Source organism: Micromonospora sp. IBHARD004 (genome assembly GCF_052814115.1).
Window position 1 is genome coordinate 2,235,902 of sequence record NZ_CP199934.1, and the last position, 22,438, is coordinate 2,258,339.

Below are 22,438 nucleotides of genomic sequence, written 5' to 3' on the forward strand. Positions count from 1 at the left end.
ACTTCTCGTTCTATCAACTGGTTGCTGGTGCCGGGACACACTCGAGACAAATGCCCCAGTAGGTGACGTCGGCCTCGTCGATCGAGAAGCCCTGGTCGTCAGACGCGGTCAGGCAGGGAGTCTCGCCGACGGCGCAGTCGACGTCGGCGATGGCACCGCACGACCGGCACACGACGTGGTGGTGGTTGTCCCCGACCCGCGACTCGTAGCGAGCCACTGAGCCGGAAGGCTGGATGCGCCGCACCAGCCCCGCGGCGGTCAGCGCACGCAGCACGTCGTACACGGCCTGGTGGGACACCTCGGGGAGCTCCGTACGCACGGCACCGAAGATCGAGACGGTGTCGGCGTGCGGATGCGCGTGCACCGCGGTCAGCACCGCCAGCCGCGGACGGGTCACGCGAAGCGCCGCCCCGCGCAGCATGCGCTCGAAGTCCGAGGTCGCGGGCACGCTGCGCAGTATCCCCCACTTTCTTGAATGCATCAAGAATCCGGTGGCGCCCGCGCGGCCCCGGCAGTGCGGGGCTTGACGCTTCGCCTGATATCCACAGCTGACATCAACGGAGCCGACCGTCAACGAACTCCACGTCCGCGGTCCCCTTGATCAGCGTCCCGTGGCGTTGACCTCCGTCTGCCGGCTCCTGGCAGTGCGGGGCACGCGGGGGGCCCAAGAGGCCGTGAAACCGTCGTCAACCAGCGATCAGCCGTGGCAAGCCCAGAGGCCGCGTGAGCAGGTGCCGAGGGCTGTTCTGGCCGGTGGACGGATAGCAGCTTCTAGTTCCGCTTCAACGTCTGACGATCATTGCGTGGCTCGGTCTCGCTCCCAGTATGGGTCGTCCACAGTCAACGCCGGCGGGATGGTGTCTGCTAGGTGTCGCGGTCCATCGATCCGCCAGGAACGGACACAGCAACCGCAGCCACCTTGCGATATCGAGGTCACGACGTGACGGTGCTGCTCGATCCACGCGGCGGCCTCTGCAACCTCGGCGGGACGATCGACGCGAGCCATCATGCTGAAACGTGCCACGGGATCACCGTAGCGGGACCGGTTTACGTGGGAGTCCTGCACGTCGTCGACGAGGGCCAGGTCCACGCCGACTGACATCGACGGCTGACATCAGCCGTCGCAGACCGCGAGAGACGGACGCGCACGCGCCCCAGGAACGAGCCGGACGGGGCAACCGACGGCCGACGCTCCGGCTCATGCTGGCAGCGCTTGTAAGCGAGAGGTCGCCGGTTCGATCCCGGCTGGGGGCTCCAACCCCACCGGGAATCCTGAACATCAAGATCCGTGCTGGGTCGACTGACAGCAACGCTGACAGCAAGGCCCTCACACCAGGGTCGGCGCAAGCACGTTGTCGATGAACAGGCCGACCTGCCGACGTAGCCGGTCGATGCGCTCGGCCTGGTCGATGGTCTCGTTCATCCGGGCGATCGCATCTGACTTCCGCAGCCCACGCACGTAGAGCGAGCATTGCAGATCGGCGCACATGTAGGTGCCGACACTGTTGCCGTTGCGGCCGGCCGTCCCAGCGAGCGGTGCCGAGAAGAGCGCGACGCCCGAGGAGGCGTGCAAGGTCATGCACAGCGAGCACATCGTGCTCTTCGTGAGTGACTTCGCCGATTTCGCCGCCGCCCGTAGCACGATGCCGACCCAACGATCGTCGGCCTGGGTGACCAGGCAAGCGCGGTCGGGTGCCTTGGGGTCGCGCCAGCCGAGGAAATCGAGGCGGTCGAAGTCAACCGTGGCGAGCGGCCCAGGCAGTGTGATCCGAGCCCGCTCGCCCCGAGTGCAGTTGACGAAGGACGCACGCAGCTCTGCCTCGGTGACCTGGTTCATGTGCCCGAAGGTAACCGCGGGCGTCCGCTCCAGCCAGGGATTAACGGCCCGACGGCAAGGTTGACAGCAAGGGCCTGTACGGCGGCGGGTGCGCTGGATCGCCGCCGGACGAGCGACCGGGGCCGGGCACGGGCGCGTACACGAACGGACCCGCCGCACAGAGCTTGTAAGCGAGGCATCAGCATCCCCGGCGGGCAGCCAGGTGAGCAGCCAAACCGGCGAGCACGAGCGACGAAAGGCATTCGTTGTGCCTGATCTGCGCCCGAGCCCCGCTCCCGCTGACCCACCATGGCGGGGAGGGACGAATATGAGCGGCGCTCGCGTCCGGGGCGGACGGGACTGGAGGGGGTGAGCCCGGCCTGGCGTTGGGACACGTCGCCGGGCGAGCCCGTGTGGCGCCGGCCCGTCGCCCCGATGCTGTCGACGTGCCGGCGGTCGGACTCCAGCCGCAAGGACTCTGTGAGATCACGCCACCTACCGGCAGATGCCGTCATCATCCGGTCGACCATCAGGCGAGCCGCGCTGCTAACACCCAGACGGTGACCAGCAGTCCGAGGGTGTCGGTGTCGGTGACGATGAACCGCTTCCTGCCGTTGATCTTTTTACCGGCGTCGTAGCCGCGGGAACCCCGGGGCACGGTGTCGGCGCCCTTGACGCTCTGCGAGTCGATGATCCCCGCCGTCGGCTCGGCCTGCCTGCCGTGGGCCAGGCGGACCTGCTCCCGCAGTTCGGTGAGGATCCGCTCGGTCACACCCCGGCTGTTCAGCCTCGTGAAGTGCGCGTACACCGTCTGCCAGGGCGGAGAATCGACCGGGAGGTACCGCCACGCGCAGCCCGCGCGCACTACGTACAAGATCCCGTCGATGATCGCCCGGCGAGGATGCTTCTCCGGCCTGCCCATCCACTGCGGAGACGGCAGCATCGGCTCCACGATCTCCCACTCGACGTCGGTCAGGTCAGACGGATACCGCCGCACACGATCCATACCTGTCCACCGACCGAGCCGCACCCATCGATCGGACCCGCTGTGCGACACGCCCGACCAACTCACATCCCAAACGCGCTCTGAGAGTGCCCGGGCGCTGCGGCGGTCGTGGGGGTCCGGCACCCGCCGGGGGTACCCGGCACGCTCCAGGCGGTCGAAGGATCTCAGCCCGCGGCGGACGACAAAAGCAAAGGCAAGAAGATCTCACTCCTTGCCACTTCTAACGTATAGCGCACAGGGGGGCTTGCGGCAAGACCCGGGTCTTGCCGCAGAATCGGCGGCCGGACACAGCACCGACGAGGAAATGGGGCGCACGACGTGGGTGTGTTGTCGATGTACGGGGGACGCGGCGACCTCGAACCGCTGATGAGATTGGCGGTGCAGTTGCGGGCTCTTGACGCGGAGGTGCGGGGGTGCGCGCCGCCCGACCGGGCGCAGCGGCCGGCCGACTCGTCAGAGGGAAGCCAACCAGACATGAGGACGTGCCCAACAAGAGGTTCGACACAGCTCGAGGCGTCGGTGATTCGATCGGCCAGTGCAGTGCAACGGAGCACGGCTGCCTCGGAGGTATCGCAATGATCGAGCAGTACGTGTTGGATCTTCAAGAGGTTGACGAGACGCAGGTCGCGGTCGTTGGTGGCAAGGCCGCGCACCTGGGCGGGCTGTCGCGGATCGAAGGCATCCGCGCGCCGGCTGGCTTTTGCGTGACGACGGCCGCCTTCCGGCGGATCATGGCGGAAGCGCCGTCGATCGACGATCGACTCGATCAGCTGTCCCGCCTGAACCCGGATGACCGGGAGGCGATCCGCACGCTCAGCGCGGAGATCCGCCGGATCATCGAAGGGATTGCCATCCCGGGCGATCTGGCGGCGGCGATCACCCGCGCGCTCGCCCAGCTCGGCGAGCAAGCCGCCTACGCCGTGCGATCCAGCGCGACGGCAGAGGACCTGCCGACGGCCTCCTTCGCCGGCCAGCAGGACACGTACCTGAACGTCGTCGGGCCGGCGGCGATCCTGCGGCACGTCAGCCGGTGCTGGGCGTCGCTGTTCACCGAGCGGGCCGTGACCTACCGCCAGCGCAACGGCATCGACCACCGTACGGTCCACATGGCCGTGGTCGTGCAGCAGATGGTCTTCCCGGATGCGGCCGGCATCCTGTTCACGGCCGACCCCGTCACGGGCAACCGGAAGGTCGCCACCGTGGACGCCAGCTTCGGCCTCGGCGAGGCCATGGTCTCCGGCCTGGTGAACCCGGACGTCTTCAAGGTGCGCGACGGCGAAATCGTCGCCAAGGCGGTCGCCGCCAAACAGCGTGCCATCCACGCCCTGCCGGCTGGCGGGACGCAGGAAGTGGCGATCGACCCGCAGCGGCAGGAGCAGCCGGCGCTGACGGATGCGCAGGTCGTGCGGCTCGTGCAGCTCGGGCGGCGGATCGAAGCGCATTTCGGCCGCCCGCAGGACATCGAATGGTGCCTGGTCGACGATGACTTCCAGATCGTGCAGAGCCGGCCAATCACCACGCTGTTCCCCATCCCCGCGGCCCGCGACCGGGAGAACCACGTCTACCTCTCCGTTGGTCATCAGCAGATGATGACCGACCCCATGAAGCCACTGGGCGTCTCCGTGTGGCAGCTGACGGCCATGGCGCCGATGCACGAGGCCGGCGGGAGGCTGTTCGTCGACGTCACCCGGCGCCTGGCCTCGCCCGCGAGCCGCGCCGGCCTCCTGGAGATGGCGGGGAGGTCCGATCCGCTGATCAGGGACGCGCTGGAGACCGTCCTCGACCGCGGCGACTTCGTCCCGACGCTCCCGGAGGCTGGTCCCGGCGGGCCGCCGGCCAGCGGCGCGTCCGCCCCGATCGAGACCGATCCGGCCATCGTCACCGAGCTGATCGAGCGCAGCCAGGCCTCCATCGCCGCCCTGCGGCGCGACATCCGGACGAAGACCGGACCGGCGCTGTTCGACTTCCTGGTGGAGGCCTTCCAGGAGCACAAGCGAGTCCTCGGCGATCCATTGAGCATGCAGGCGATCATGGCGGGGATGGAGGCCACCTGGTGGCTCAACGACCAGCTGCAGGAATGGCTGGGCGAGAAGAACGCGGCCGACACCCTCACGCTGTCCGCCCCCGGCAACGTCACGTCGGAGATGGGACTGGCGCTGCTCGACGTCGCGGACGTGATCCGCCCGCACCCGGAGGTGGTGGCGTTCCTGCAGGGCGTCGAGGACGACGACTTCCTTGACGAGCTGCCGAAGCTCGCGGGCGGGACCGAAGCGCGCGATGCCATCGAGGCATACCTCGACCGGTACGGCATGCGCTGCGTCGGCGAGATCGACATCACGAGGCCGCGCTGGAGCGAACGCCCCACCACGCTCGTGCCCCTGATCCTCGACAACATCAAGCTCTTCGAGCCGGGCGCCGCCGAGCGGCGCTTCGAGCAAGGGCGACAGGAGGCGCAGAAGAAACAAGAGGACCTGCTGGAACGCCTGCGGGCCCTGCCGGACGGGGAGCAGAAAGCCGACGAGACCAAGCGGATGATCGACCGGGTCCGGACCTTCATCGGCTACCGGGAGTACCCGAAGTACGGCATCGTCAGCCGCTACTTCGTCTACAAGCAGGCCCTGCTGGAAGAGGCCGAGCGCCTCGTGCAGGCCAACGTGCTCGCTGAGAAGGAGGACGTCTTCTACCTCGCGTTCCAGGAGCTCCACGACGTCGCGCGCAGCAACCAGTTGGACGACCATCTCATCCAGCAGCGCAAGGACGCGTTCCGGTCGTACCACGCGCTCACGCCGCCCCGGGTGCTGACATCGGATGGCGAGGCCATCGCCGGGGCGTACCGACGCGACGACGTGCCGACCGGCGCCCTGATCGGCCTACCGGTCTCCGCCGGGACCATCGAAGGGCGCGCCCGCGTCATCCTGGACATGGCCCAGGCTGATCTCGAACCGGGTGACATCCTCGTCACAGCCCACACGGACCCGAGCTGGACGCCCCTCTTCGTCGCCATCACAGGCCTGGTGACGGAGGTCGGAGGATTGATGACACACGGCGCAGTGATCGCACGGGAGTACGGCCTGCCGGCTGTCGTCAGTGTGGTCGATGCCACCCGGCTGATTCCCGATGGGCAGCGGATCCGCGTGCACGGAAGCGACGGGTACGTCGAGATTCTGCCTTGACTGACCACTCACCGAGAAGGCCCGTCTGCCTTGCCAAGCACACATTTTCCAAGCGGCACTGACCTGCTCGGCATCCGGATCTGCCGCGATCCGCGCCTCGGCCAAGACCTGCGGTAACCAAGAGTAGGCATCAGCAGGCGGCCGAACCACCACCCGAGTGGCGACCCCCGATAGGTTTTGGTCTCTTCGACCGCCACACGTCCGCATGAACGGCGGCGCGGTGAGATGCAGGTACGGACGGCCCGGGCGCGCGTGCCCGAGCCGGACAGTGCGGTTGGAGTAGTAGGTGTCCTATTGGGGGTGGCTGCTGCGGAACGTGCGGCGGTAGGTGTCCGGGGGCACGCCGACGGTGCGGTTGAAGTGCCGGCGCAGTGTTGTGGCGGTGCCCATGCCGGTGGCTGATGCGATGGTGTCGACGTTGTCGTCGGTGGTCTCCAGAAGTTCCTGGGCGCGGCGGATTCGTTGGGTCAGAAGCCATTGCAGCGGGGTGGTGCCGGTTACCGATCTGAAATGGCGGCCGAGATTGCGCGAGCTCATGTTCGCCTGTCGGGCCAGTTCCTCCACGGTCAGGGGTTGGTCCAGTCGGTCGATCACCCATGGGAACAGGTCGGCGAGCGGGTGGTTGTCCTGGGCGGGCATCGGGGTGGTGACGAACTGAGCTTGGCCGCCGGGTCGGTGCGGCGGTACGACCAGGCGGCGTGCGGCCGCGTTGGCGATCACTGAGCCGTGGTCGAGGCGGACCAGATGCAGGCAGAGGTCCATTGCGGCGGCCTTGCCGGCGGAGGTGAGCACGCGGCCGTTGTCGACGTACAGTACGTCCGGGTCGACCTCGACCCGCGGATAGCGGGCCGCCAGAGCCCCGGCATGTGCCCAGTGCGTGGTCGCGCGCCGCCCGTCCAGCAGGCCGGCGGCGGCCAGGACGAACGCGCCGGTGCAGAGGGAGGCCACGCGGGCGCCCGCATCGTAGGCCGCCCGCACCGCGTCGACGAGGTCGGTGGGCGGGTGCTCGTCGACATCCGAGCACGCGGGGACGATCACGGTTTCGGCGCGTGCGAGCTGGTCCAAGCCGCTGTCGGGCTCCAGCCGGAACCGGCCGACTCTCACGGCGCCCGAACCGCACAGGGAGATCTCGTACCACGGGTCGGCCAGGCCGGGCGGGGCGGCGCCGAAGACCTCGTACGCCACGGCTAGTGCCGTGTCCACAAACGTTGGCCGGGTTGGTCGGGGTTGGGAAAATGTCGTAGGGCTGGTGTTTGCTTCGGTTCGTGCCTCGCCGTCGGGATCCCGCCGCTCCGCGTGCCGTGCACCGCACCGCCCGCGTCGCGCTGCGGGTCACGCCCGGCCAGCGGCGCCGGTGTTTCGGCCTGCTGCGCTCGGCCGGTGACGTGTGGGCGTGCGTGTTGGAGGTGAATGCGTGGCGGCGCCGCCGCCGGGATGTACCCCTGTCCGGTTATCAGGAGTTGTGTCGGGAGTTGGCGGCGTCGGGGCCGGGCACGTTCGCCGAACTGGATTCCGTCGGTGCGCGGTCGGTGTTGCGCCGGTTTTCGGATGCGTGGTTCGCGGCGGCGAAGCGCCGCACAGCGGGTGACGTGTCGGCGCGGTTCCCGCGTCGGCGGCGGGGGTTGGTGCCGGTGCGCTGGTATCACGGCACGTTCACCCTCGACGGGCGCCGGTTGCGGATCCCGACCGCCAAGGGCACTGCGCCGCTGTGGGTGCGCCTGGCGCGGGAGGTGCCGTATCCGGTCGAGCAGGTCCGGTCGGTCACCCTGCTGTGTGAGGGCGGGCGGCTGTTCCTCGACGTGACCGCCGAGGTGCCGGTGGCGGTTTATCCGCCCGGTGAGGGACCGGATCCGGGCAGGGTGGGCGGGGTGGATCTGGGGATCATCCACCCCTACGCGGTGGCCGGCCCGGACGGGGAGGGGTTGTTGGTGTCGGGGCGGGCGATCCGCGCCGAGCACCGGATGCACCTGGCCGACACCAAGGGCCGCCGCCGTGCCGTGGCCCGCCGGGCGCCGAAGCCGGGCCAGAAGGGGTCGCGGCGGTGGCGGCAGTATCGCCGCCGGGCACGGCTGGTGGAGGGTCGGCACCGGCGCAGGGTCCGTCAGGCCCAGCACGAGGCCGCCCGTGGCGTCGTCTCGTGGGCGGTGCGGCAGCGGGTCGGTGTGCTGCACGTCGGTGATCCCCGTGGGGTGCTCGACATCTCCGCCGGGGGGCGGCACAACCTGCGGTTGCGGCAGTGGCAGATCGGCCGGCTCCTGCAGGTCCTCACCGACAAAGCCGCGCTGGCCGGTATCACCGTCCGGCTGGTCGACGAACGCGGCACCTCGTCCACCTGTCCCGCTTGCGGAAGGCGGGTGCCGAAACCCCGTGGGCGGACGTTGTCCTGCCCGCACTGCGCATTTTCCGGGCACCGCGACCTCGTTGCGGCGGCCAGCATCGCCACCCGTGTTCCGGGCGGCGGATCCACCACCCCGACAGCGGTCGTGCTGCCGGCGGTGGTCACGCACCGTCGAGCCGGCCGGAACCTGCCCGGTGCCGGCCGGTCCCGACGTGACCCCCGCCGCCCACCCCGGGCGGCGCGAGGATCAGTTGGCCCGCGGAGGCCCGCCCCACCACCCGGTGGGGAGTCGCTCGCCCCCAAGGCGAGGATCCACAACACCCACCGCAAACCCGGTGAACGTTAGTGGACACCGCACTAGCTCGAAGTGCAGCATTCCGTCGGTGACGGCCAGAGCGACAGTACCCATGTCCGAAATTGTATGCACCGTGGCGTTCCAGACACTCGCGCCGGCCGGTCACTGCCGAGACGATGTCATTCGCAAGTCGTTGAGCGGGTGGGAGAGCTGATGGGATCGAGTTACGCCGTGGCGGTGTTTGGCGCTTACGGGCACACTGGGCGCTTTGTGGTGGCGGAGCTGCGGGATCGCGGGTTCGTCCCGATTCTCTCCGGCCGCGACGCGGAGAAGCTGCGGGCGCTGGCCGCCCGGGCGGGGCTTGACTCCCGGCCGGCGTCGGTCGACGACCCAGCCGCGCTTGACCGGGCGTTGGCCGGCGCGGCGGCCGTCATCAACTGCGCCGGGCCGTTCGCCGCGACCGCCGCCCCGGTGATCGAGGCGGCACTGCGCGCGGGGATCCCGTACGTGGACGTGGCGGCCGAGATCGAGGCCAACGTGGACACGTTCACGCACTTCGCCGACCGGGCCCGCGCCGCCGGCACCGTAGTCGTCCCCGCGATGGCTTTCTTCGGCGGCCTCGGAGACCTGCTGACCACCGCAGCGATGGGCGATTGGACGGCGGCCGACGAGGCACACATCGCGTACGGGCTGAGCAACTGGCACCCCACGACCGGCACCCGCGTCGCGGGGAAGGTCTCCCGGGAACGCCGCAACGGCCGGCGCGTCCGCTACACCAACGGGCGCCTGCAGTACCACGACGACGACCTGCCGGCCCTCCAGTGGACCTTTCCCGCCCCGGCGGGCAATCGGGCGGTTGTCGGGGAGTTCTCGATGGCCGATGTCGTCACTGTCCCCAGCCACCTTTCCATCCCCGAGATACACACGTACATGACGGTCGAGGCAGCCAGAGACATATCAGCTCCGGACACACCCGCACCGGCAGCTGTCGACGAGCGCGGGCGATCCTCCCAGACCTTCCTCGTCGACGTCGTCGTGAAAGCCGGCGGCGTCCAACGACGCGCCACCGCAACCGGCCAGGACATCTACGCCATCAGCGCGCCGCTCGCCGTGGAAGCCGTCCACCGCCTCCTGGCGGGACAGACCAGAACGGTCGGCGTCGCCTCCGCCGGCGCAGTCTTTGACGCTCCCGACTTCCTCCAAGCGCTGTCCACACACATCTCGTTCGACCTGTCCAGATAGCGCTGCAGCCGCTCAGCGACACGCCTCATGGCGGCCGGCGTGGGCCGCACCGGGGGTGAACATTTTCGACCGCTACTACCCGGCGATCCATGGCTACGCGATGCGACGACTGGGATGCGACCTGGCCGACGACGTGGCGGCGGAGACGTTTCTGGTCGCGTTCGACAACCGGCAGCGGTACGACACCACGCACCCCAGCGCCCGGCCCTGGCTGTTCGGCATCGGGTCCACCTGATCGCCGGCCACCAGCGGACCGAGGCGCGGCAGTACCGGGCACTGGCCCGGGCGGACCAGGTCACCACGGCCGACCCGGACAGCGTCGACGGCCCGGCCGACCTGGTCGCCGTACGGCTGGACGCGCAGGCCGTGCGCGGAAGGCTCGCGGCGGCGCTGGGGGAGATCGCGCCAGCCGACCGTGAGGTGGTGCTCCTGATCGCCTGGGCGGACCTGACCTGCGAGGAGGTCGCCCGTGCGCTGGAGATTCCCGCTGGCACCGTCCGGTCCCGGCTCCATCGGGCGCGCAAGAGGTGACGCCTGAGGGGGTCAGGCTGAAGGGGGGTGACGTCGAGGTCGAGCTGATCCGGGTCACCGGCAAGATCGTGGACGCGCCGGGCCAGACCAACTGACCATCGGGTACGCCGTCATGCCCTCGAGCAGCAGCGCGGCCTGCGGTTGCCGGGCCGACCGTGAGCGCCGTCACTCCAAAGTACTTGCCTGGTCAAGGAATTCGCCTCGCCCGCCCCGGGTTTCTGATGGGCGTCAGGCGTGATCGGAACGAGCGAGGCAGGCGAGCTGAGATGCAGTTCGGAATCTTTGGTGTGGGCGACGTGGCGCGCGACCCGGTGACCGGACGGATGCCGTCCGAGCACGAGCGGATCAAGGCCGTGGTGGAGTACGCGAAGCTGGCCGAGGAGGTGGGCCTGGACGTCTTCGCCATCGGTGAGCACCACAACCCGCCGTTCTTCCCGTCCTCGCCCACCACGCTGCTGGGTCACGTCGCGGCGCGGACGGAAAAGATCGTGCTGTCCACCTCGACCACGTTGATCACGACCAACGACCCGGTGAAGATCGCCGAGGACTACGCGATGCTCCAGCACCTGGCCGACGGCCGGGTGGACCTGATGATGGGCCGTGGCAACACCGGGCCCGTCTACCCGTGGTTCGGCCAGGACATCCGCAACGGCATCCCGCTCGCCGTCGAGAACTACGCCCTGCTGCGCCGGCTCTGGCGCGAGGAAGTGGTCGACTGGCAGGGCAGATTTCGTACGCCGTTGCAGTCGTTCACCTCGACGCCGCGGCCGCTGGACGGCGTACCGCCGTTCGTGTGGCACGGCTCGATCCGCAGCCCGGAGATCGCCGAGCAGGCCGCGTACTACGGCGACGGGTTCCTGCACAACAACCTCCTCTGGCCCAAGGAGCACGTCCAGCGGATGGTGGGGCTCTACCGACGGCGGTTCGAGCACTACGGGCACGGCTCCGCGGACCAGGCCATCGTGGGCCTCGGCGCGCAGGTGTTCATGCGGAAGAACTCACAGGACGCGGTCCGCGAGTTCCGCCCGTACTTCGACAACTCGGCGGCCTACGGGCACGGCCCGTCGCTGGAGGAGACGATGAAGCAGACGGCGCTCCTGATCGGCAGCCCGCAGGAGGTGATCGACCGGACCCTGACCTTCCGGGAGTACGCGGGCGGCGACTACCAGCGCCAGCTCTTCAACGTCGACGGGATCGGTGTACCGCGGAAGACCGTGCTCCAGCAGATCGAGATGCTGGGCGAGGTCGTGCAGGTGTTGCGCAAGGAGTTCGCGGTGGGCCGCCCCGCCCACGTGCCGGACGCCCCGACGCACGAGTCGCTGAAGGCGGCGGCGCGGGCCGCCGCGACGGAGGAGGACCGATGAAGCGCACCATCGCGGTCGTGTCGGCCGGTCTTCGGCAGCCGTCGTCGACCCGCATGCTGGCGGACCGGCTGGCCGACGCGGCCCGCCGCGAACTGGAACAGCTCGGGGCGGAGGTCGACGTCCAACTGATCGAGCTGCGCGACCACGGACACGACCTGGTCAACAATCTGTTGGCCGGCTATCCGTCGGCAGAGCTCAGGCGGGTGCACGAGACCGTCGCCCGCGCGGACGCGCTGATCGTGGTCACGCCGACGTTCACCGCGTCCTACAACGGGCTGTTCAAGATGTTCGTTGACGTCCTCGACGACACCATCCTGGTGGACAAACCGGTGCTGATCGCCGCCACCGGTGGGACGGGGCGGCACTCGCTGGTGCTGGAACACGCGCTGCGGCCGCTCTTCAGCTACCTGCACGCGGTGGTCGTACCGACCGGGGTGTTCGCCGCCCCCGAGGACTGGGGTGCCGGCGACACGGCGCAGGGTTCGTTGGTCCACCGGATCGACCGCGCGGCCGGGGAACTGGCCCGCGAGGTGGACCGGCGAGACAAGCCGGTGCACGACGACCCCTTCGACGATCCGACGCCGTTCGAGCACCTGCTCGCCGGGGAGTGACCGGGCCGCGCCGAGGGCGCCGGGCGTCGCCGCGCCGCGCGCCCGGCGTCCGGCGCCCGCCGCGCCGGCGGCGGATGCGGCCGGCAGCCGTCGTCCGCTGCACGATCAGCGCGCGGCGGATGACTCAGCCGGCCGTCCCGACCCGCTGGAACGCGCGGGCCAACTCGACCAGGTCGACGTCCTTGAAGTGGTCCAGGAACCGCCGCCGCACGGCGGCCAGGTGGCTCGGCCAGGACTCCTTCAAGCGGGCGAGGCCGGCGTCGGTGAGAACGGCGTTCCAGCCGCGCGCGTCCTCCGCGCTCCTGGCCCGCTCGACCAGGCCCTGAGACTCCAGGCGGTTGATGGTACGGGTCATCCCGCTCAGCGAGAGCTGGCAGGCGCCGGCGAGTTCGCTCATCCGCATCTGCCGACCCGGCGCCTCGGACAGGTTCATCAGGGCCGTGTACTCGGTGAGCGGCAACTGGTGTTCGCCCACCATGTCGGCGTCGATCGTCCGCGGCAGGACGTACATCACGCGGCCCAGGGAGCGGACCAGCGCTTCCTCCTCGGGGGTCAGCGGTTGCAGGCGTTCTGCTGGGGAGTCGGACATGCCATCCATGCTAGTTGCTTGACCGAGCAATCGGCCGCCTCGGCGCGGTCGGGGGAAACCGTGGTGAGCGGGCACCAGGCGCTGTGACCGTGACCATAAGGCAAGAAGTTGCTTGACCAAGCAATAAATGGCTAGCGTTTGCTTCGCCAGGCAAGGACATCCGGAAGGGCACGACAATGACCAGGATCGGTATCATCCTCGGGAGCACCCGCCCCGGGCGTAACGGAGAAGCCGTCGCCCGCTGGGTCCTCGAGGTCGCGAAGCAGCGCAGCGACGCGCAGTTCGAGCTCATCGACCTGCTCGACTACCAGCTGCCGCACCTCGACGAGGCGTACCCGCCGGCGATGGGCCAGTACTCCCAGCCGCACACGCTGCGCTGGGCCAACACCATCGCGTCGTTCGACGGGTTCGTGATGGTCACCCCGGAGTACAACCACTCCACCTCGGGTGCCCTGAAGAACGCCATCGACTTTCTCTACGCGGAGTGGAACAACAAGGCCGTCGGTTTCGTCAGCTACGGCTCCGCTGGCGGCACCCGGGCCGTGGAGCATCTGCGCCTGATCGCCGGCGAGCTCCAGATGGCCGATGTGCGGTCCCAGGTGGCGCTGTCGCTCTTCACCGACTTCGAGAACTTCAGCGTCTTCAAGCCGAGCCAGTTCCAGCAGGACTCGCTCAACGCCACCCTCGACCAGGTCGTGGCCTGGAGCACCGCGCTCGCCCCGCTGCGCAACCGCTGAACGCTGCCCCCAACGGTGCCGGAGATGGCCGCGGGATCCTCCCGCGGCCATCTCCGTCCGCTCATCCCCGCCCAAGCCTCGGCGGGGGAGTACCAGCGCGGGTGAGCTCTCTGGTCATGCGGCGGCCTCGGTCAGCCACTCCTCGTGGGCGAGTTCCGCGTGGCCGATGCGTCCTGCTCTGCATCGTTGGCGGCGGTGCATGCAGACCCTGCGGAGGATCCTCGACCGCCTGCGGCCGCCGGCGCGACGGCGGCCGGGCCCTTGTCGATCCGTCGCCGCGTGCCGGGCGCCACGCGGGCAGCGGCGGCCAGGCGTCGGCGTCATCGTCCAGCCTTCAGCGATTGCGTCCACCACGGTTGGGCGTTGACCTTGGGACTCATGGCCGGTGGCGCCCCCGGCAATCTGGTCGACCGGCTCGTCCGCCCCTCAGGGGTGGGCCATGGTGAGGTCGTGGACTTCCCGTATGTCGACTGGTGGCCGACGTTCAACATCGCCGACAGCGCCCTGGTCTGCGGCGTCGCCGTAGCGGTACTGCTGAGCCTGCGCAACGTCCCGATCATCGCCGCTTCGCCCGTGGGAGGCGACGCGGCCCACCTCGCCGACACCGCCGGCGGCCGTGATGGGCGCTGAGATCGAGACCACCGTCACCGGTTGGGGCGCCGGGGCTCGTATCGCCCTCGCCGTGGCGGTTGCCGCCCCGGCAGTGATCATGCGGCTGGCCGGGGTGGAGCTGGCGCCGGTGGCGGCGGTGGCGGTTTTCGGCGCCGCCGTGCTCGCCTCGGTGGCGCTGCTGATGTGGGCCTCGGAGGCCGCCCGGGTGGACATCTCCGGCAGCCTCGCCCTGGCCATCCTGGCGTTGGTGGCGATCCTGCCCGAGTACGCGGTGGACATCTTCTTCGCCTACACCGCCGGTCACGACCCGGCGTACGCCGCCTACGCCATGGCGAACATGACCGGCGCGAACCGCCTGCTCATCGGGGTGGCCTGGCCGCTGCTGGTCCTCTTCGCGATCGTCGCGGTACGCCGCCGCGGCGTCCGCGGCGAACGCGACGCCGTGAGCTTGCAGGCACACCGCCGCACCGAGATCGTGTTCCTCGCCGTCGCCACCCTCTACGCCCTGGTCATACCGCTGACCGGCCGGCTGGCCTGGTACGACGCGCTGGTGCTGAGTGGGATGTTCGCCGCCTACCTGTGGCGGCTCCGCGGCAAGGAGGAAGCCGAGGAAGAACTGGCCGGCGTGGCCGCCACCATCGCTGTTCAGCCGGCCACCCGCCGGCGTGGCCTGGTGGCCGCGCTGTTCGTCGCCGCCGGGATGATCATCCTGGCCGCCACCGAACCGTTCGGCGACGCCCTCGTCGGCGCGGGCAAGGAGCTGGGCATTGACGAGTTCCTGCTCGTCCAGTGGCTGGCCCCGATCGCCTCCGAAGCGCCCGAGGTCATCGTCGCGATCACGTTCGCCCTACGCGGACGCGCCGACGACGGCATGGGCGCACTGCTGGCCGCGAAACTCAACCAGTGGACCCTGCTGATCGCCTGCCTGCCGGTCGCCTACTACCTCGGCGGCGGAGAGTTCGCCGGGTTGCCGCTGGACGCCCGGCAGACCGCGGAACTGGTGCTCACCACCGCCCAGACGCTGCTCGGCGTGGCCGTCCTGACCGACCTGCGACTGTCCCGCGGTGAAGCCGCCCTGCTGTTCGGCCTGTTCGCCGTCCAGTTCGTGCTGCCCGCACCGAACATCCGCTACGTCATCGCCGTCGCCTACACCGTGCTGGCCGTCGTGCTGCTCATCCGGCAGCGTCGCCACGTTCCCGAGCTGATCAGGTCCCTCTGACACCGATCGGAGAACCCACCTCACACACCGACCCCACGCCCCGCCGTGTCCGCGGCAGCGATGGGCCCGCCGGATGACGTTGGGCGCCCGAACGACGTCGCTTGCGTGCGGCACCCGGAGGATGCGGGTACGAACGGTGGTATGGGGACGGCAGCAGGACCAGCGCATTCAGGCGGGCTGATGTCCAGCCCGACGGGAATGTGATCAACGGTTGGCGATGGCCCAGTCGGCGAGGGCGGGTTCGCTGATGGTGTGGTCGAGGCCGATGATCGCGGCACCGTGCAGTGGCCCGTGGTCGCCGTGCGCGGCGTCGACGACCGGTGGGGGCTGGGCCCGGTGGAAAGCCATGAGACCGTCGGTGTAGGCGCTGGCGAACGCGGCGCGCGCGGTGTGGCGGATAGCGGGACCGAGTCCGCCAAGGGTGATTAGGTTGGGGTCGTGCATGTTGGCCAGGCCGGCGATGCCGGTGGCGAGGGCTTGCGCGACGGCGGTGACGGCCCGTCGTGCGCGGGTGTCGTCAGCGGCCCGGTCCAGGATGTGGCGGGCATAGCTGCGGGGATCGGCAGGGGCTGGTTCGCCGAGATGGCGGGCGAGGGCGCGGCCGTCGACGTCGAGGTCCCAGCAGCCGCGGGCCCCGCAGGGGCAGTGCAGGCGGCGGTCGCCGAGGGGTAGGTGTCCGTATTCGCCGGCGGCGCCGTGGGCTCCGGTGACGGGGCTGCCATCGACGGTGAGGGTGCCGCCGATGCCGACCTCGACGATGAGGTGGAGCGCCGTGCTGGCGGTGGTGGCCGCGCCGGTGCGGGCTTCGGCGACGCCGGCGAGGGTGGCGTCATTGCCGACCAGCAGCGGCAGAGACGTGTCGATGGAAATGGTGCTCAGATCTACCGGTCCCCAGCCGAGCGTTGTGGCCTGCGCGAGGTGCCGGTCGTGGATGGTGCCGGCGATGGCGAGGGAGACGGCTCGAAGCCGGTCGCCGTACTGGGTACGGGCCTGGGCGACTGTCTGACGCACCGCGGCCAGCACGGTCGCGGGCCTGCGGCTGCGGTGCGCCTGACGGCGCAGGTTGTGAAGTTGCCCGTCGACGGTCACCACGGCGTGGCGCCAGTCCTCCTGGCGCAGGTCGGCCGCGAGGATCACCGGGCCCTCGGGATGCGGCTGCAGCACGGTCGTGGGCCGGCCGCGCCCACGGACGGGGGCGGGTGTCTCGGTGAGCAGCCGCAACTCGCGCATCCGGGCCGTGATCTCGGTGGCGAGCCCGCTGGTCAGGTGCAGCTCGCGGGCCATCGCCGCTCGAGTGATCCCGGGTCGGCGAGACATCACGGCCAGCACCTGTGACGCGGTGTGGTATCGGGCCGCGTCGGCGCGCTGTCGGGGAGGGCTTGCCATGGAAGGAGCACACCACCTTATCCTCGTATCACGAGCATATTAGGGAGGTTGTCGTGGTGCTGCTGGACCTGGACGGCGCTGGCGAGATCGTTGCGGACCTGTCGGCGGTGGTTGCCGTGCTGCTGGACATGGACGGCACTCTGGTCGACTCCGACGCCGCTGTCGAGCGGGCGTGGCGGGTGTGGGCCGGCGAGTACGACGTCGACGCCGTGGCGGCGTTGGCGATCGCGCACGGCAGCCCGGCCGACCGTACGGTGCGCCGGTTGCTGCCCCACCTCGACGACGCGGCGGTGGCCGCGTCCGCGGCACGGCAGCTGGAGCTTCAGTACGACGACCTGTCCGACGTCACCGCCACGAGCGGCGCACTCGAACTGCTGGCGGCGCTGGCCCGGCTCGGGCTGCCGTGGGCGGTGGTGACCAGCGCGGACACCCGCCTGGCCAAGGCGCGGCTGGCCGCCGCCGGCATCGACGCGCCCGTGCTGGTCACGGTCGACGACGTGAGCGTCGGCAAGCCGGAACCGCAGGGCTACCTACGCGCTGCCATGCTGCTCGACGTGCCCGCCGAGCGCTGCCTGGTCGTCGAGGACGCCGAGGTCGGAGTGCAGGCCGGGCGCGCGGCGGGCGCGTGGACGGCCGGCCTCAAAGGTATCGACGCGGACCTGCGTATCGCGGATCTGGCGCAGCTGGCGTACCTGCTGACGCGGTCGCGTCGGTGACCGTGGTGACGCGACACGCCGGGCTGTCAGGTGTACCTGCCTTGACGCCCGCGGCGTACTTATCGACGAAGTTTGGATTTCGACTCGCTCATCGCGCTCGCGTTCCGCCGACAGCCTGACGGCGACGAGCACACGCTGGCCGAGGCCAAGGCGCTGGTCCGAGAGTACCTGCACCGTCACCTGGAGATCCCGGGAGCCGAGTAACGGGCGCTCCGTCGCCGGCGAAGGGCACATCCGACAATCGGATCCGCCACCGCTTCATGCGAGTCGCCGCCGTGACCAGCGACCGTGTCCCTGTAACAGCACCGCGATGCGCAACGCCTGTGCTTCAGGAAGGTCGGGTTGCACGGCTTCTCTGGCGGGCGGGACTCCAGACCCCGGGGTCCCGCCCGGTCGATCAGAACAGCGCGGACAGGAAGTACCTATGGCTGACCCCACATCGCCGGTAGCACCTCCACAGCCGTCGTCCCAGCAACGGCGCGCTGCCACCGCCTCGCCCGCATCCGCAACGGTGACACGTACCACACCGGACAGCGCGGGCCAGGTGCCACAACTGCCGCCTGAGGAGCGCCGGGTCGCGACGTGCCGGCACTGTCGGCAACCCCTGTTCAATGACGTGTTGTGGGGGTGGATGCACGAGGGGACCCGATACCTGTGCCAGGACCCGGCCACGGGCGAGTTGCTGTGCCAACCCGCGACGCCCACCTGAACGCCTGTCGAGGGAGGCGTGTCGGGGGTACGGCACGAGCGGGCGACACTCCATACCGAGTGCTCGTTCGCGACCGATCGGATCGAACGGCAAACTGGGCGGCTTGGCCTGCTGCACCAGCGGCCCCGTCCAGATATCGTCGGGTGTTGTGACCGCGCCTGAGATCACCGTGGCCGACCGGGCCGATCGTGAACGAGTGATGGGCTCGCTGGTTGCCGCGTTCGCCAACGATCCGGTCCTGCGGTACCTCTTCCCCGACGATGTCGCCTATCCACGGTACGCCGCAGCGTTCTTCGGGCATCTCTTTGACAAGCGGGTGGGCCAGGGAACGATCTGGACAGTCGGGCACGGCGCGTCGGTCGCGATGTGGGACGGTCCCGCAGCCGCGGGCGGGCCCCCGGACGAGAGTCTCGCGGCCCACCTACCCGCGGACGCGCTGGCCCGCGTCAACGCGTACGGCGAGGCCGTGCACGCCGCTCTGCCGACCACCCCGTTCTGGTACCTCGGCGTCCTGGGCACCCATCCCGACCACGCCGGCCGCCGCTGGGGCCACGCCGTCATGGGGGTCGGATTGCGTCGGGCCGCCGCGGACGGCGTGCCAGCGTTCCTGGAAACCAGCAACCCGGGCAACGTCGAGGTGTACCGCCGCGCCGGCTGGGAGGTCGCGCGCACCGTGACGGCCGAGCCGCTGACGATCTGGATCATGCAACAGTCGACCGGCTGACTCGGGCGGAACGGCACACCCAGCGGCGACTGAGCCACTTGGCGGCCGGGTCCGTGACTCGCTTCTGAGGCTCAACCGGCTTCCGGAGGCAAGTCGCTTCCTCACCTTCGCGAGCGCCGCCATGCTGGTGGCCAGCGTCGTGGGTGTGGTGGCGTTCTTCTCGCTGGATGACGGCCGCGGGGCGCCGAGGGTCAGCGCCGTGAGGATTGGAAAGTGCACCACCCTGGGTCGCATCGGAGCCCGCGCCGGCCCCCGGTTCGGTGTTCCGGGCCTGCGGTCTTCCTACCGTCGGACGGCGGTAGGAAGACCGCTCCGATGATTGCGTCCGCAACCGAAGTGCGCCACGATCCAGCCTCGACCGGTCCGTCACACCGGCCCGTACCGGGTGCGGCGCGCGCCGGTGGTCAGTGCCCAGTAGCGGTCGCCGTACGACCAGTGCCACCACTCGGTCGGGTAGTTCACCAGTCCCGCGCCGCCGAGGGCGTCCACCAGGATCCGCCGGTGCCGCCGGGCGGTCGCGCCGATGGTGCGGGCGCCGGTGAAGCAGGCGCCGGCGCTGTCCTCCGGGGTGGCGTCGACGGCCGTGCCCAGGTCCAGCTCCACGCCGTCGTCGGTGCACAATGTCAGGTCCACCGCCCCGCCGGTGCTGTGCGGCGCCACCTCGACCGGCGAGACGAACTTGCTGGTCTCCCGGTGCAGCCGCTCCGGCGACCAGTCCGGGTGCCGCCGGCGCAGCTCGTCCCGGTAGCCGGTGAAGATGCCCAGCTGGGCCTGGTAGGGCCGGTATCCCTCGACGACCAGCAGGCGCACCCCGGCGGGCAGCGAGCGCTGCACGGTCAGCAGCCGGTCCGCGACTCCGCGGCGCAGCCGGGCGTACGCCCCGGCGGGGTCGGCCGCCCGCCCGTCCAGCCGCAGCTCGGGCAGGTCGCGCAGGTCCACCAACGGCTCGCCGTCGTCGGCGCTCGGCACCGCCGCCACCCGGGGATCGGAGAGCAGGATCATCGGGCGCTCCGGGTGGCGGTGGCGGCGCGCTCCGCGTGCCGCGTCCGGGCCAGCTCGACCAGGCGGTCCACCACCTCCCGGTAGCCGACGCCCGCCGCCGCCCACACCTTCGGGTACATGGAGTGCGCGGTGAAGCCGGGCATCGTGTTCAGCTCGTTGACGTACAGCTCGCCGGTGGTCTCCTCGTAGAGGAAGTCGACCCGGGCCAGGCCCCAGCCGCCGATCGCGGCGAACGCGCGCAGGGACAGCTCGCGGACCCGCTCGGTCACGTCGTCGGGCAGTACGGCCGGGACCACCATCGGGTCGGCGTCGCCGAAGTACTTCTGCTGGTAGTCGAACCAGCCCCCGGCGACCCGCACCTCGCCCACCGCCGACGCCTCCGGGCGCCAGCCGCCCAGCACGGCGCACTCCAGCTCCCGGCCGACGACCCCCTGCTCGACCACGACAAGCTGGTCGTGCCGGAGCGCCTCCTCCACCGCGGTCGCCAGGTCGTCGCCGTCGGCGACCCGGGAGATGCCGATCGATGAGCCCATGCTGGCCGGCTTGACGAACAGCGGCCGGCGCAGCCCCACCACCAGCTTCTCGGGGTCGTCGGTCTGCCGGTAGGTGTGCGCGTCGAACGCGACGTGCGGGGTGATCGGGATGCCGTCGGCGAGCAGCGCCCGCTTCATCGCCACCTTGTTCATGCCGACGGCGGAGGCGAGGATGCCGCACCCGACGTACGGCACGTCCAGCGACTCCAGCAGCCCCTGCACCACCCCGTCCTCGCCGAACGGGCCGTGCAGCACCGGGAAGACCACGTCCAGCTCGGCGTGCACCGCGCCGGGGGCGTTCCTCGTGACCACCAGCACGGTCCCCGGGCGGGGGCCGGCCCGCAGCTCGACCGCCGGCCCGGTCACCGTCAGCCGGTCGTCGATGGCCCGGTCGGCGGCGGGCCGGTCCCGCAGCTCGGCCAGGACGGCATCCGGCACCAGCCGGAACCCGCCGGTGCGGGTGACGCCGATGGCGACGGTGCGATACCCGCCGCCGGCCAGCGCCCGGGCCACGCCGAGCGCCGAGGCGCAGGAGACCTCGTGCTCCGCCGACGGGCCCCCGAACAGAATTCCGATCCGGATCGGCGCGCTCATGCCGCCACCCCTTCCACCCTCGTCACGTCGGCGAGCCGCTCGCCCATCAACCGGGCGACCAGCGCCGCCTCGACATTGCCGCCGGTCAGCACGACGCCGACCGTCCGGTAACTCCGCCGGCCCCCGCCGGTCGTTCCGGGCACGCCCGCGCGGGTCGCCGGGAACCCGTCCACGCCGGCCGCTTCGAGCCCCGCCGCACCGGCCGTCCCGGGACCACCCGCGTCGGCCGGCTCCGGCCGCCCCGGGTCGGTCCGGCCGGCCGCGAGGCGCAGCGCGCCGGCCAGGCCGGCCGCCCCGGACGGCTCGGCGAGCACCTTCACCTCCAGCAGCAGCAGCCGGAACGCCTCGGCGATCTCCTCGTCGTCGACCCGCACGACGCCCTGCACGCCGTCGCGCAGCACGGCGAACGGCAGCTCACCCACGCAGGACGGCCGCAGCCCGTCGGCGATCGTGGGTCCCGGCGCGATCGGGACCCGCCGCCCGGCCGCGAGGCTGCGGGCCAGCGAGTCGCAGCCGGCCGGCTCGACCCCGTACACGTCGATCGCGCTGCCGGACGCGGCCAGGCAGGCGCCCGCGACCCCGCCGCCACCGCCGACCGGCACCACCAGCGCGTCCAGCGGGGTGCCGGCACGTTCGGCCTCGCTGATCAGCTCCAGGCTCGCGCTGCCCTGCCCGGCGATGACGTCCGGATGGTCGTACGCGTCGATCAGCGGGTGACCGGTGGCCTCGCTGAGCTGGCGGGCCACCGCCAGCCGTTCCTCGACGGTGGTGCCGGCGAGCACGACGTGCGCTCCAGCCGCCCGGGCCCGGGCCGCCTTGGTCGCCGCCGCGTCGACCGGCAGCACCACGGTCGCCGCCAGCCCGTGCCGCCGGGCCGCCAGCGACACCGCCACCGCGTGGTTGCCGGTACTCTGCGCGACCACCCCGGTGTGCCCGGCGGCGGCGAGCCGGCCGACCGCGAGCAGCGCGCCGCGCATCTTGTACGAGCCGCCGGCTTGGAGGTTCTCCGCCTTCATCAGGACCCGGGCGCCGGCCAGCCGGTCGATCGCCGGTGAGCGCAGCACGGGGGTGCGCACCACCCGGCCGGACAACCACTGGGCGGCCTCCTCGACGTCGGCCCGCACCGGGGCCGGGGGATCTGTGCGTGCCATAGCTTCTCCTTCGATTGCGGTTGTGGTCGCGCGCCGGCGGCGCGTGGGCAGGTCGAACAGCCAGGTCGCGCCGACCGCCAGCAGCGCCCG

23 protein-coding genes are annotated in these 22,438 nt (G+C 70.7%); 14 read left to right on the plus strand and 9 right to left on the minus strand.

Annotated elements, in window-relative coordinates; translation table 11 throughout:
* Positions 1-13 precede the first annotated feature (13 nt).
* Entirely contained in the window at positions 14-421 is a 408-nt protein-coding gene (locus ACTWO6_RS10885; RefSeq protein ID WP_446220623.1) for a Fur family transcriptional regulator, read from the minus strand.
* A gap of 519 nt (positions 422-940) precedes the next feature.
* Here ACTWO6_RS10885 and ACTWO6_RS10890 point away from each other — a divergent pair.
* A complete protein-coding gene (locus tag ACTWO6_RS10890; protein ID WP_446219503.1) occupies positions 941-1,099 on the plus strand; it encodes a hypothetical protein in 159 nt (52 codons plus the stop codon).
* A 228-nt stretch (positions 1,100-1,327) separates the two neighbouring features.
* On the opposite strand, the gene ACTWO6_RS10895 is transcribed toward ACTWO6_RS10890, so the two are convergent.
* Together ACTWO6_RS10895 and ACTWO6_RS10900 are read right to left on the minus strand one after the other, a co-directional pair.
* On the minus strand, positions 1,328-1,837 hold the full coding sequence (locus tag ACTWO6_RS10895; protein WP_446219504.1) for an FBP domain-containing protein: 510 nt from the start codon (positions 1,835-1,837) through the stop codon (positions 1,328-1,330).
* 508 nt (positions 1,838-2,345) lie between these two features.
* Entirely contained in the window at positions 2,346-2,822 is a 477-nt protein-coding gene (locus tag ACTWO6_RS10900; RefSeq protein ID WP_446219505.1) for an IS5 family transposase, read from the minus strand.
* 575 nt (positions 2,823-3,397) lie between these two features.
* Between ACTWO6_RS10900 and rph the strand changes: the two genes are divergently transcribed.
* Positions 3,398-5,995 (plus strand): rifamycin-inactivating phosphotransferase, encoded by a 2,598-nt coding sequence (gene rph / locus ACTWO6_RS10905; protein ID WP_446219506.1) that lies wholly within the window; start codon positions 3,398-3,400, stop codon positions 5,993-5,995.
* 291 nt (positions 5,996-6,286) lie between these two features.
* Here rph and ACTWO6_RS10910 read toward each other — a convergent pair whose 3' ends face one another.
* Positions 6,287-7,180, minus strand: coding sequence for a helix-turn-helix domain-containing protein (locus ACTWO6_RS10910; RefSeq protein WP_446219507.1), 894 nt, complete (start codon positions 7,178-7,180; stop codon positions 6,287-6,289).
* Positions 7,181-7,296: 116 nt separating this feature from the next.
* Here ACTWO6_RS10910 and ACTWO6_RS10915 point away from each other — a divergent pair, with 116 nt between their 5' ends.
* The 6 genes from ACTWO6_RS10915 to ACTWO6_RS10940 all read left to right on the plus strand — a co-directional run bounded on the left by ACTWO6_RS10915 (position 7,297) and on the right by ACTWO6_RS10940 (position 12,376).
* Positions 7,297-8,679 (plus strand): RNA-guided endonuclease InsQ/TnpB family protein, encoded by a 1,383-nt coding sequence (locus ACTWO6_RS10915; RefSeq protein WP_446220624.1) that lies wholly within the window; start codon positions 7,297-7,299, stop codon positions 8,677-8,679.
* A gap of 162 nt (positions 8,680-8,841) precedes the next feature.
* Positions 8,842-9,870, plus strand: coding sequence for a saccharopine dehydrogenase family protein (locus ACTWO6_RS10920; RefSeq protein ID WP_446219508.1), 1,029 nt, complete (start codon positions 8,842-8,844; stop codon positions 9,868-9,870).
* Between the two features lie 55 nt (positions 9,871-9,925).
* Positions 9,926-10,105, plus strand: coding sequence for an RNA polymerase sigma factor (locus ACTWO6_RS10925; RefSeq protein WP_446219509.1), 180 nt, complete (start codon positions 9,926-9,928; stop codon positions 10,103-10,105).
* Between the two features lie 131 nt (positions 10,106-10,236).
* Positions 10,237-10,401 (plus strand): RNA polymerase sigma factor, encoded by a 165-nt coding sequence (locus ACTWO6_RS10930; protein ID WP_446219510.1) that lies wholly within the window; start codon positions 10,237-10,239, stop codon positions 10,399-10,401.
* A 266-nt stretch (positions 10,402-10,667) separates the two neighbouring features.
* A complete protein-coding gene (locus ACTWO6_RS10935) occupies positions 10,668-11,765 on the plus strand; it encodes an LLM class flavin-dependent oxidoreductase (protein ID WP_446219511.1) in 1,098 nt (365 codons plus the stop codon).
* Positions 11,762-12,376, plus strand: a complete 615-nt coding sequence (locus tag ACTWO6_RS10940) for an FMN reductase (protein WP_446219512.1) — start codon at positions 11,762-11,764, stop codon at positions 12,374-12,376. Before ACTWO6_RS10935 ends, ACTWO6_RS10940 begins: the two co-directional genes overlap by 4 nt.
* 124 nt (positions 12,377-12,500) lie before the next feature.
* Here the strand turns inward: ACTWO6_RS10940 and ACTWO6_RS10945 are convergent, their stop codons facing one another.
* On the minus strand, positions 12,501-12,965 hold the full coding sequence (locus ACTWO6_RS10945; RefSeq protein ID WP_446219513.1) for a MarR family winged helix-turn-helix transcriptional regulator: 465 nt from the start codon (positions 12,963-12,965) through the stop codon (positions 12,501-12,503).
* A gap of 176 nt (positions 12,966-13,141) precedes the next feature.
* Here ACTWO6_RS10945 and ACTWO6_RS10950 point away from each other — a divergent pair, with 176 nt between their 5' ends.
* The 3 genes from ACTWO6_RS10950 (at position 13,142) to ACTWO6_RS10960 (ending at position 15,533) form a co-directional block, all read left to right on the plus strand.
* Complete coding sequence (locus tag ACTWO6_RS10950) at positions 13,142-13,702, plus strand: NADPH-dependent FMN reductase (RefSeq protein ID WP_446219514.1); 561 nt, start codon at positions 13,142-13,144, stop codon at positions 13,700-13,702.
* A 378-nt stretch (positions 13,703-14,080) separates the two neighbouring features.
* The gene (locus tag ACTWO6_RS10955; protein ID WP_446219515.1) at positions 14,081-14,332 is read left to right on the plus strand and encodes a signal peptidase II; all 252 of its coding nucleotides are present in this window, start codon (positions 14,081-14,083) and stop codon (positions 14,330-14,332) included.
* Positions 14,322-15,533, plus strand: coding sequence for a sodium:proton exchanger (locus tag ACTWO6_RS10960; protein ID WP_446219516.1), 1,212 nt, complete (start codon positions 14,322-14,324; stop codon positions 15,531-15,533). Before ACTWO6_RS10955 ends, ACTWO6_RS10960 begins: the two co-directional genes overlap by 11 nt.
* 204 nt (positions 15,534-15,737) lie before the next feature.
* Here the strand turns inward: ACTWO6_RS10960 and ACTWO6_RS10965 are convergent, their stop codons facing one another.
* Positions 15,738-16,763 carry an ROK family protein gene (locus ACTWO6_RS10965; protein WP_446220625.1) on the minus strand — a complete coding sequence of 342 codons (1,026 nt, stop codon included), beginning with the start codon at positions 16,761-16,763 and terminating at the stop codon, positions 15,738-15,740.
* 209 nt (positions 16,764-16,972) lie between these two features.
* Between ACTWO6_RS10965 and ACTWO6_RS10970 the strand changes: the two genes are divergently transcribed.
* The 3 genes from ACTWO6_RS10970 (at position 16,973) to ACTWO6_RS10980 (ending at position 19,068) form a co-directional block, all read left to right on the plus strand.
* On the plus strand, positions 16,973-17,635 hold the full coding sequence (locus ACTWO6_RS10970; RefSeq protein ID WP_446219517.1) for an HAD-IA family hydrolase: 663 nt from the start codon (positions 16,973-16,975) through the stop codon (positions 17,633-17,635).
* A 72-nt stretch (positions 17,636-17,707) separates the two neighbouring features.
* A complete protein-coding gene (locus tag ACTWO6_RS10975; protein ID WP_446219518.1) occupies positions 17,708-17,839 on the plus strand; it encodes a hypothetical protein in 132 nt (43 codons plus the stop codon).
* Positions 17,840-18,492: 653 nt separating this feature from the next.
* On the plus strand, positions 18,493-19,068 hold the full coding sequence (locus tag ACTWO6_RS10980; protein ID WP_446219519.1) for a GNAT family N-acetyltransferase: 576 nt from the start codon (positions 18,493-18,495) through the stop codon (positions 19,066-19,068).
* A gap of 366 nt (positions 19,069-19,434) precedes the next feature.
* On the opposite strand, the gene ACTWO6_RS10985 is transcribed toward ACTWO6_RS10980, so the two are convergent.
* From ACTWO6_RS10985 to ACTWO6_RS10995, 3 genes are read right to left on the minus strand one after another with little or no spacing between them, the layout of a single operon-like run.
* The gene (locus ACTWO6_RS10985; protein ID WP_446219520.1) at positions 19,435-20,070 is read right to left on the minus strand and encodes a M15 family metallopeptidase; all 636 of its coding nucleotides are present in this window, start codon (positions 20,068-20,070) and stop codon (positions 19,435-19,437) included.
* Positions 20,067-21,197 carry a D-alanine--D-alanine ligase family protein gene (locus ACTWO6_RS10990; RefSeq protein WP_446219521.1) on the minus strand — a complete coding sequence of 377 codons (1,131 nt, stop codon included), beginning with the start codon at positions 21,195-21,197 and terminating at the stop codon, positions 20,067-20,069. The genes ACTWO6_RS10985 and ACTWO6_RS10990 overlap by 4 nt, the downstream gene beginning before the upstream one ends.
* A complete protein-coding gene (locus ACTWO6_RS10995; protein ID WP_446219522.1) occupies positions 21,194-22,348 on the minus strand; it encodes a threonine ammonia-lyase in 1,155 nt (384 codons plus the stop codon). The genes ACTWO6_RS10990 and ACTWO6_RS10995 overlap by 4 nt, the downstream gene beginning before the upstream one ends.
* Between the last annotated feature and the right edge of the window lie 90 nt (positions 22,349-22,438).

Bases quoted from the DNA above. Each gene is read 5' to 3' on its own strand.
- ACTWO6_RS10885 (WP_446220623.1), bottom strand. From the start codon at position 421: ATGCTGCGCGGGGCGGCGCTTCGCGTGACCCGTCCGCGGCTGGCGGTG.
- ACTWO6_RS10895 (WP_446219504.1), bottom strand. From the start codon at position 1,837: ATGAACCAGGTCACCGAGGCAGAGCTGCGTGCGTCCTTCGTCAACTGC.
- ACTWO6_RS10900 (WP_446219505.1), bottom strand. From the start codon at position 2,822: ATGGATCGTGTGCGGCGGTATCCGTCTGACCTGACCGACGTCGAGTGG.
- rph (WP_446219506.1), top strand. From the start codon at position 3,398: ATGATCGAGCAGTACGTGTTGGATCTTCAAGAGGTTGACGAGACGCAG.
- ACTWO6_RS10920 (WP_446219508.1), top strand. From the start codon at position 8,842: ATGGGATCGAGTTACGCCGTGGCGGTGTTTGGCGCTTACGGGCACACT.
- ACTWO6_RS10935 (WP_446219511.1), top strand. From the start codon at position 10,668: ATGCAGTTCGGAATCTTTGGTGTGGGCGACGTGGCGCGCGACCCGGTG.
- ACTWO6_RS10940 (WP_446219512.1), top strand. From the start codon at position 11,762: ATGAAGCGCACCATCGCGGTCGTGTCGGCCGGTCTTCGGCAGCCGTCG.
- ACTWO6_RS10945 (WP_446219513.1), bottom strand. From the start codon at position 12,965: ATGTCCGACTCCCCAGCAGAACGCCTGCAACCGCTGACCCCCGAGGAG.
- ACTWO6_RS10950 (WP_446219514.1), top strand. From the start codon at position 13,142: ATGACCAGGATCGGTATCATCCTCGGGAGCACCCGCCCCGGGCGTAAC.
- ACTWO6_RS10955 (WP_446219515.1), top strand. From the start codon at position 14,081: ATGGCCGGTGGCGCCCCCGGCAATCTGGTCGACCGGCTCGTCCGCCCC.
- ACTWO6_RS10960 (WP_446219516.1), top strand. From the start codon at position 14,322: ATGGGCGCTGAGATCGAGACCACCGTCACCGGTTGGGGCGCCGGGGCT.
- ACTWO6_RS10965 (WP_446220625.1), bottom strand. From the start codon at position 16,763: ATGCGCGAGTTGCGGCTGCTCACCGAGACACCCGCCCCCGTCCGTGGG.
- ACTWO6_RS10985 (WP_446219520.1), bottom strand. From the start codon at position 20,070: ATGATCCTGCTCTCCGATCCCCGGGTGGCGGCGGTGCCGAGCGCCGAC.
- ACTWO6_RS10990 (WP_446219521.1), bottom strand. From the start codon at position 21,197: ATGAGCGCGCCGATCCGGATCGGAATTCTGTTCGGGGGCCCGTCGGCG.
- ACTWO6_RS10995 (WP_446219522.1), bottom strand. From the start codon at position 22,348: ATGGCACGCACAGATCCCCCGGCCCCGGTGCGGGCCGACGTCGAGGAG.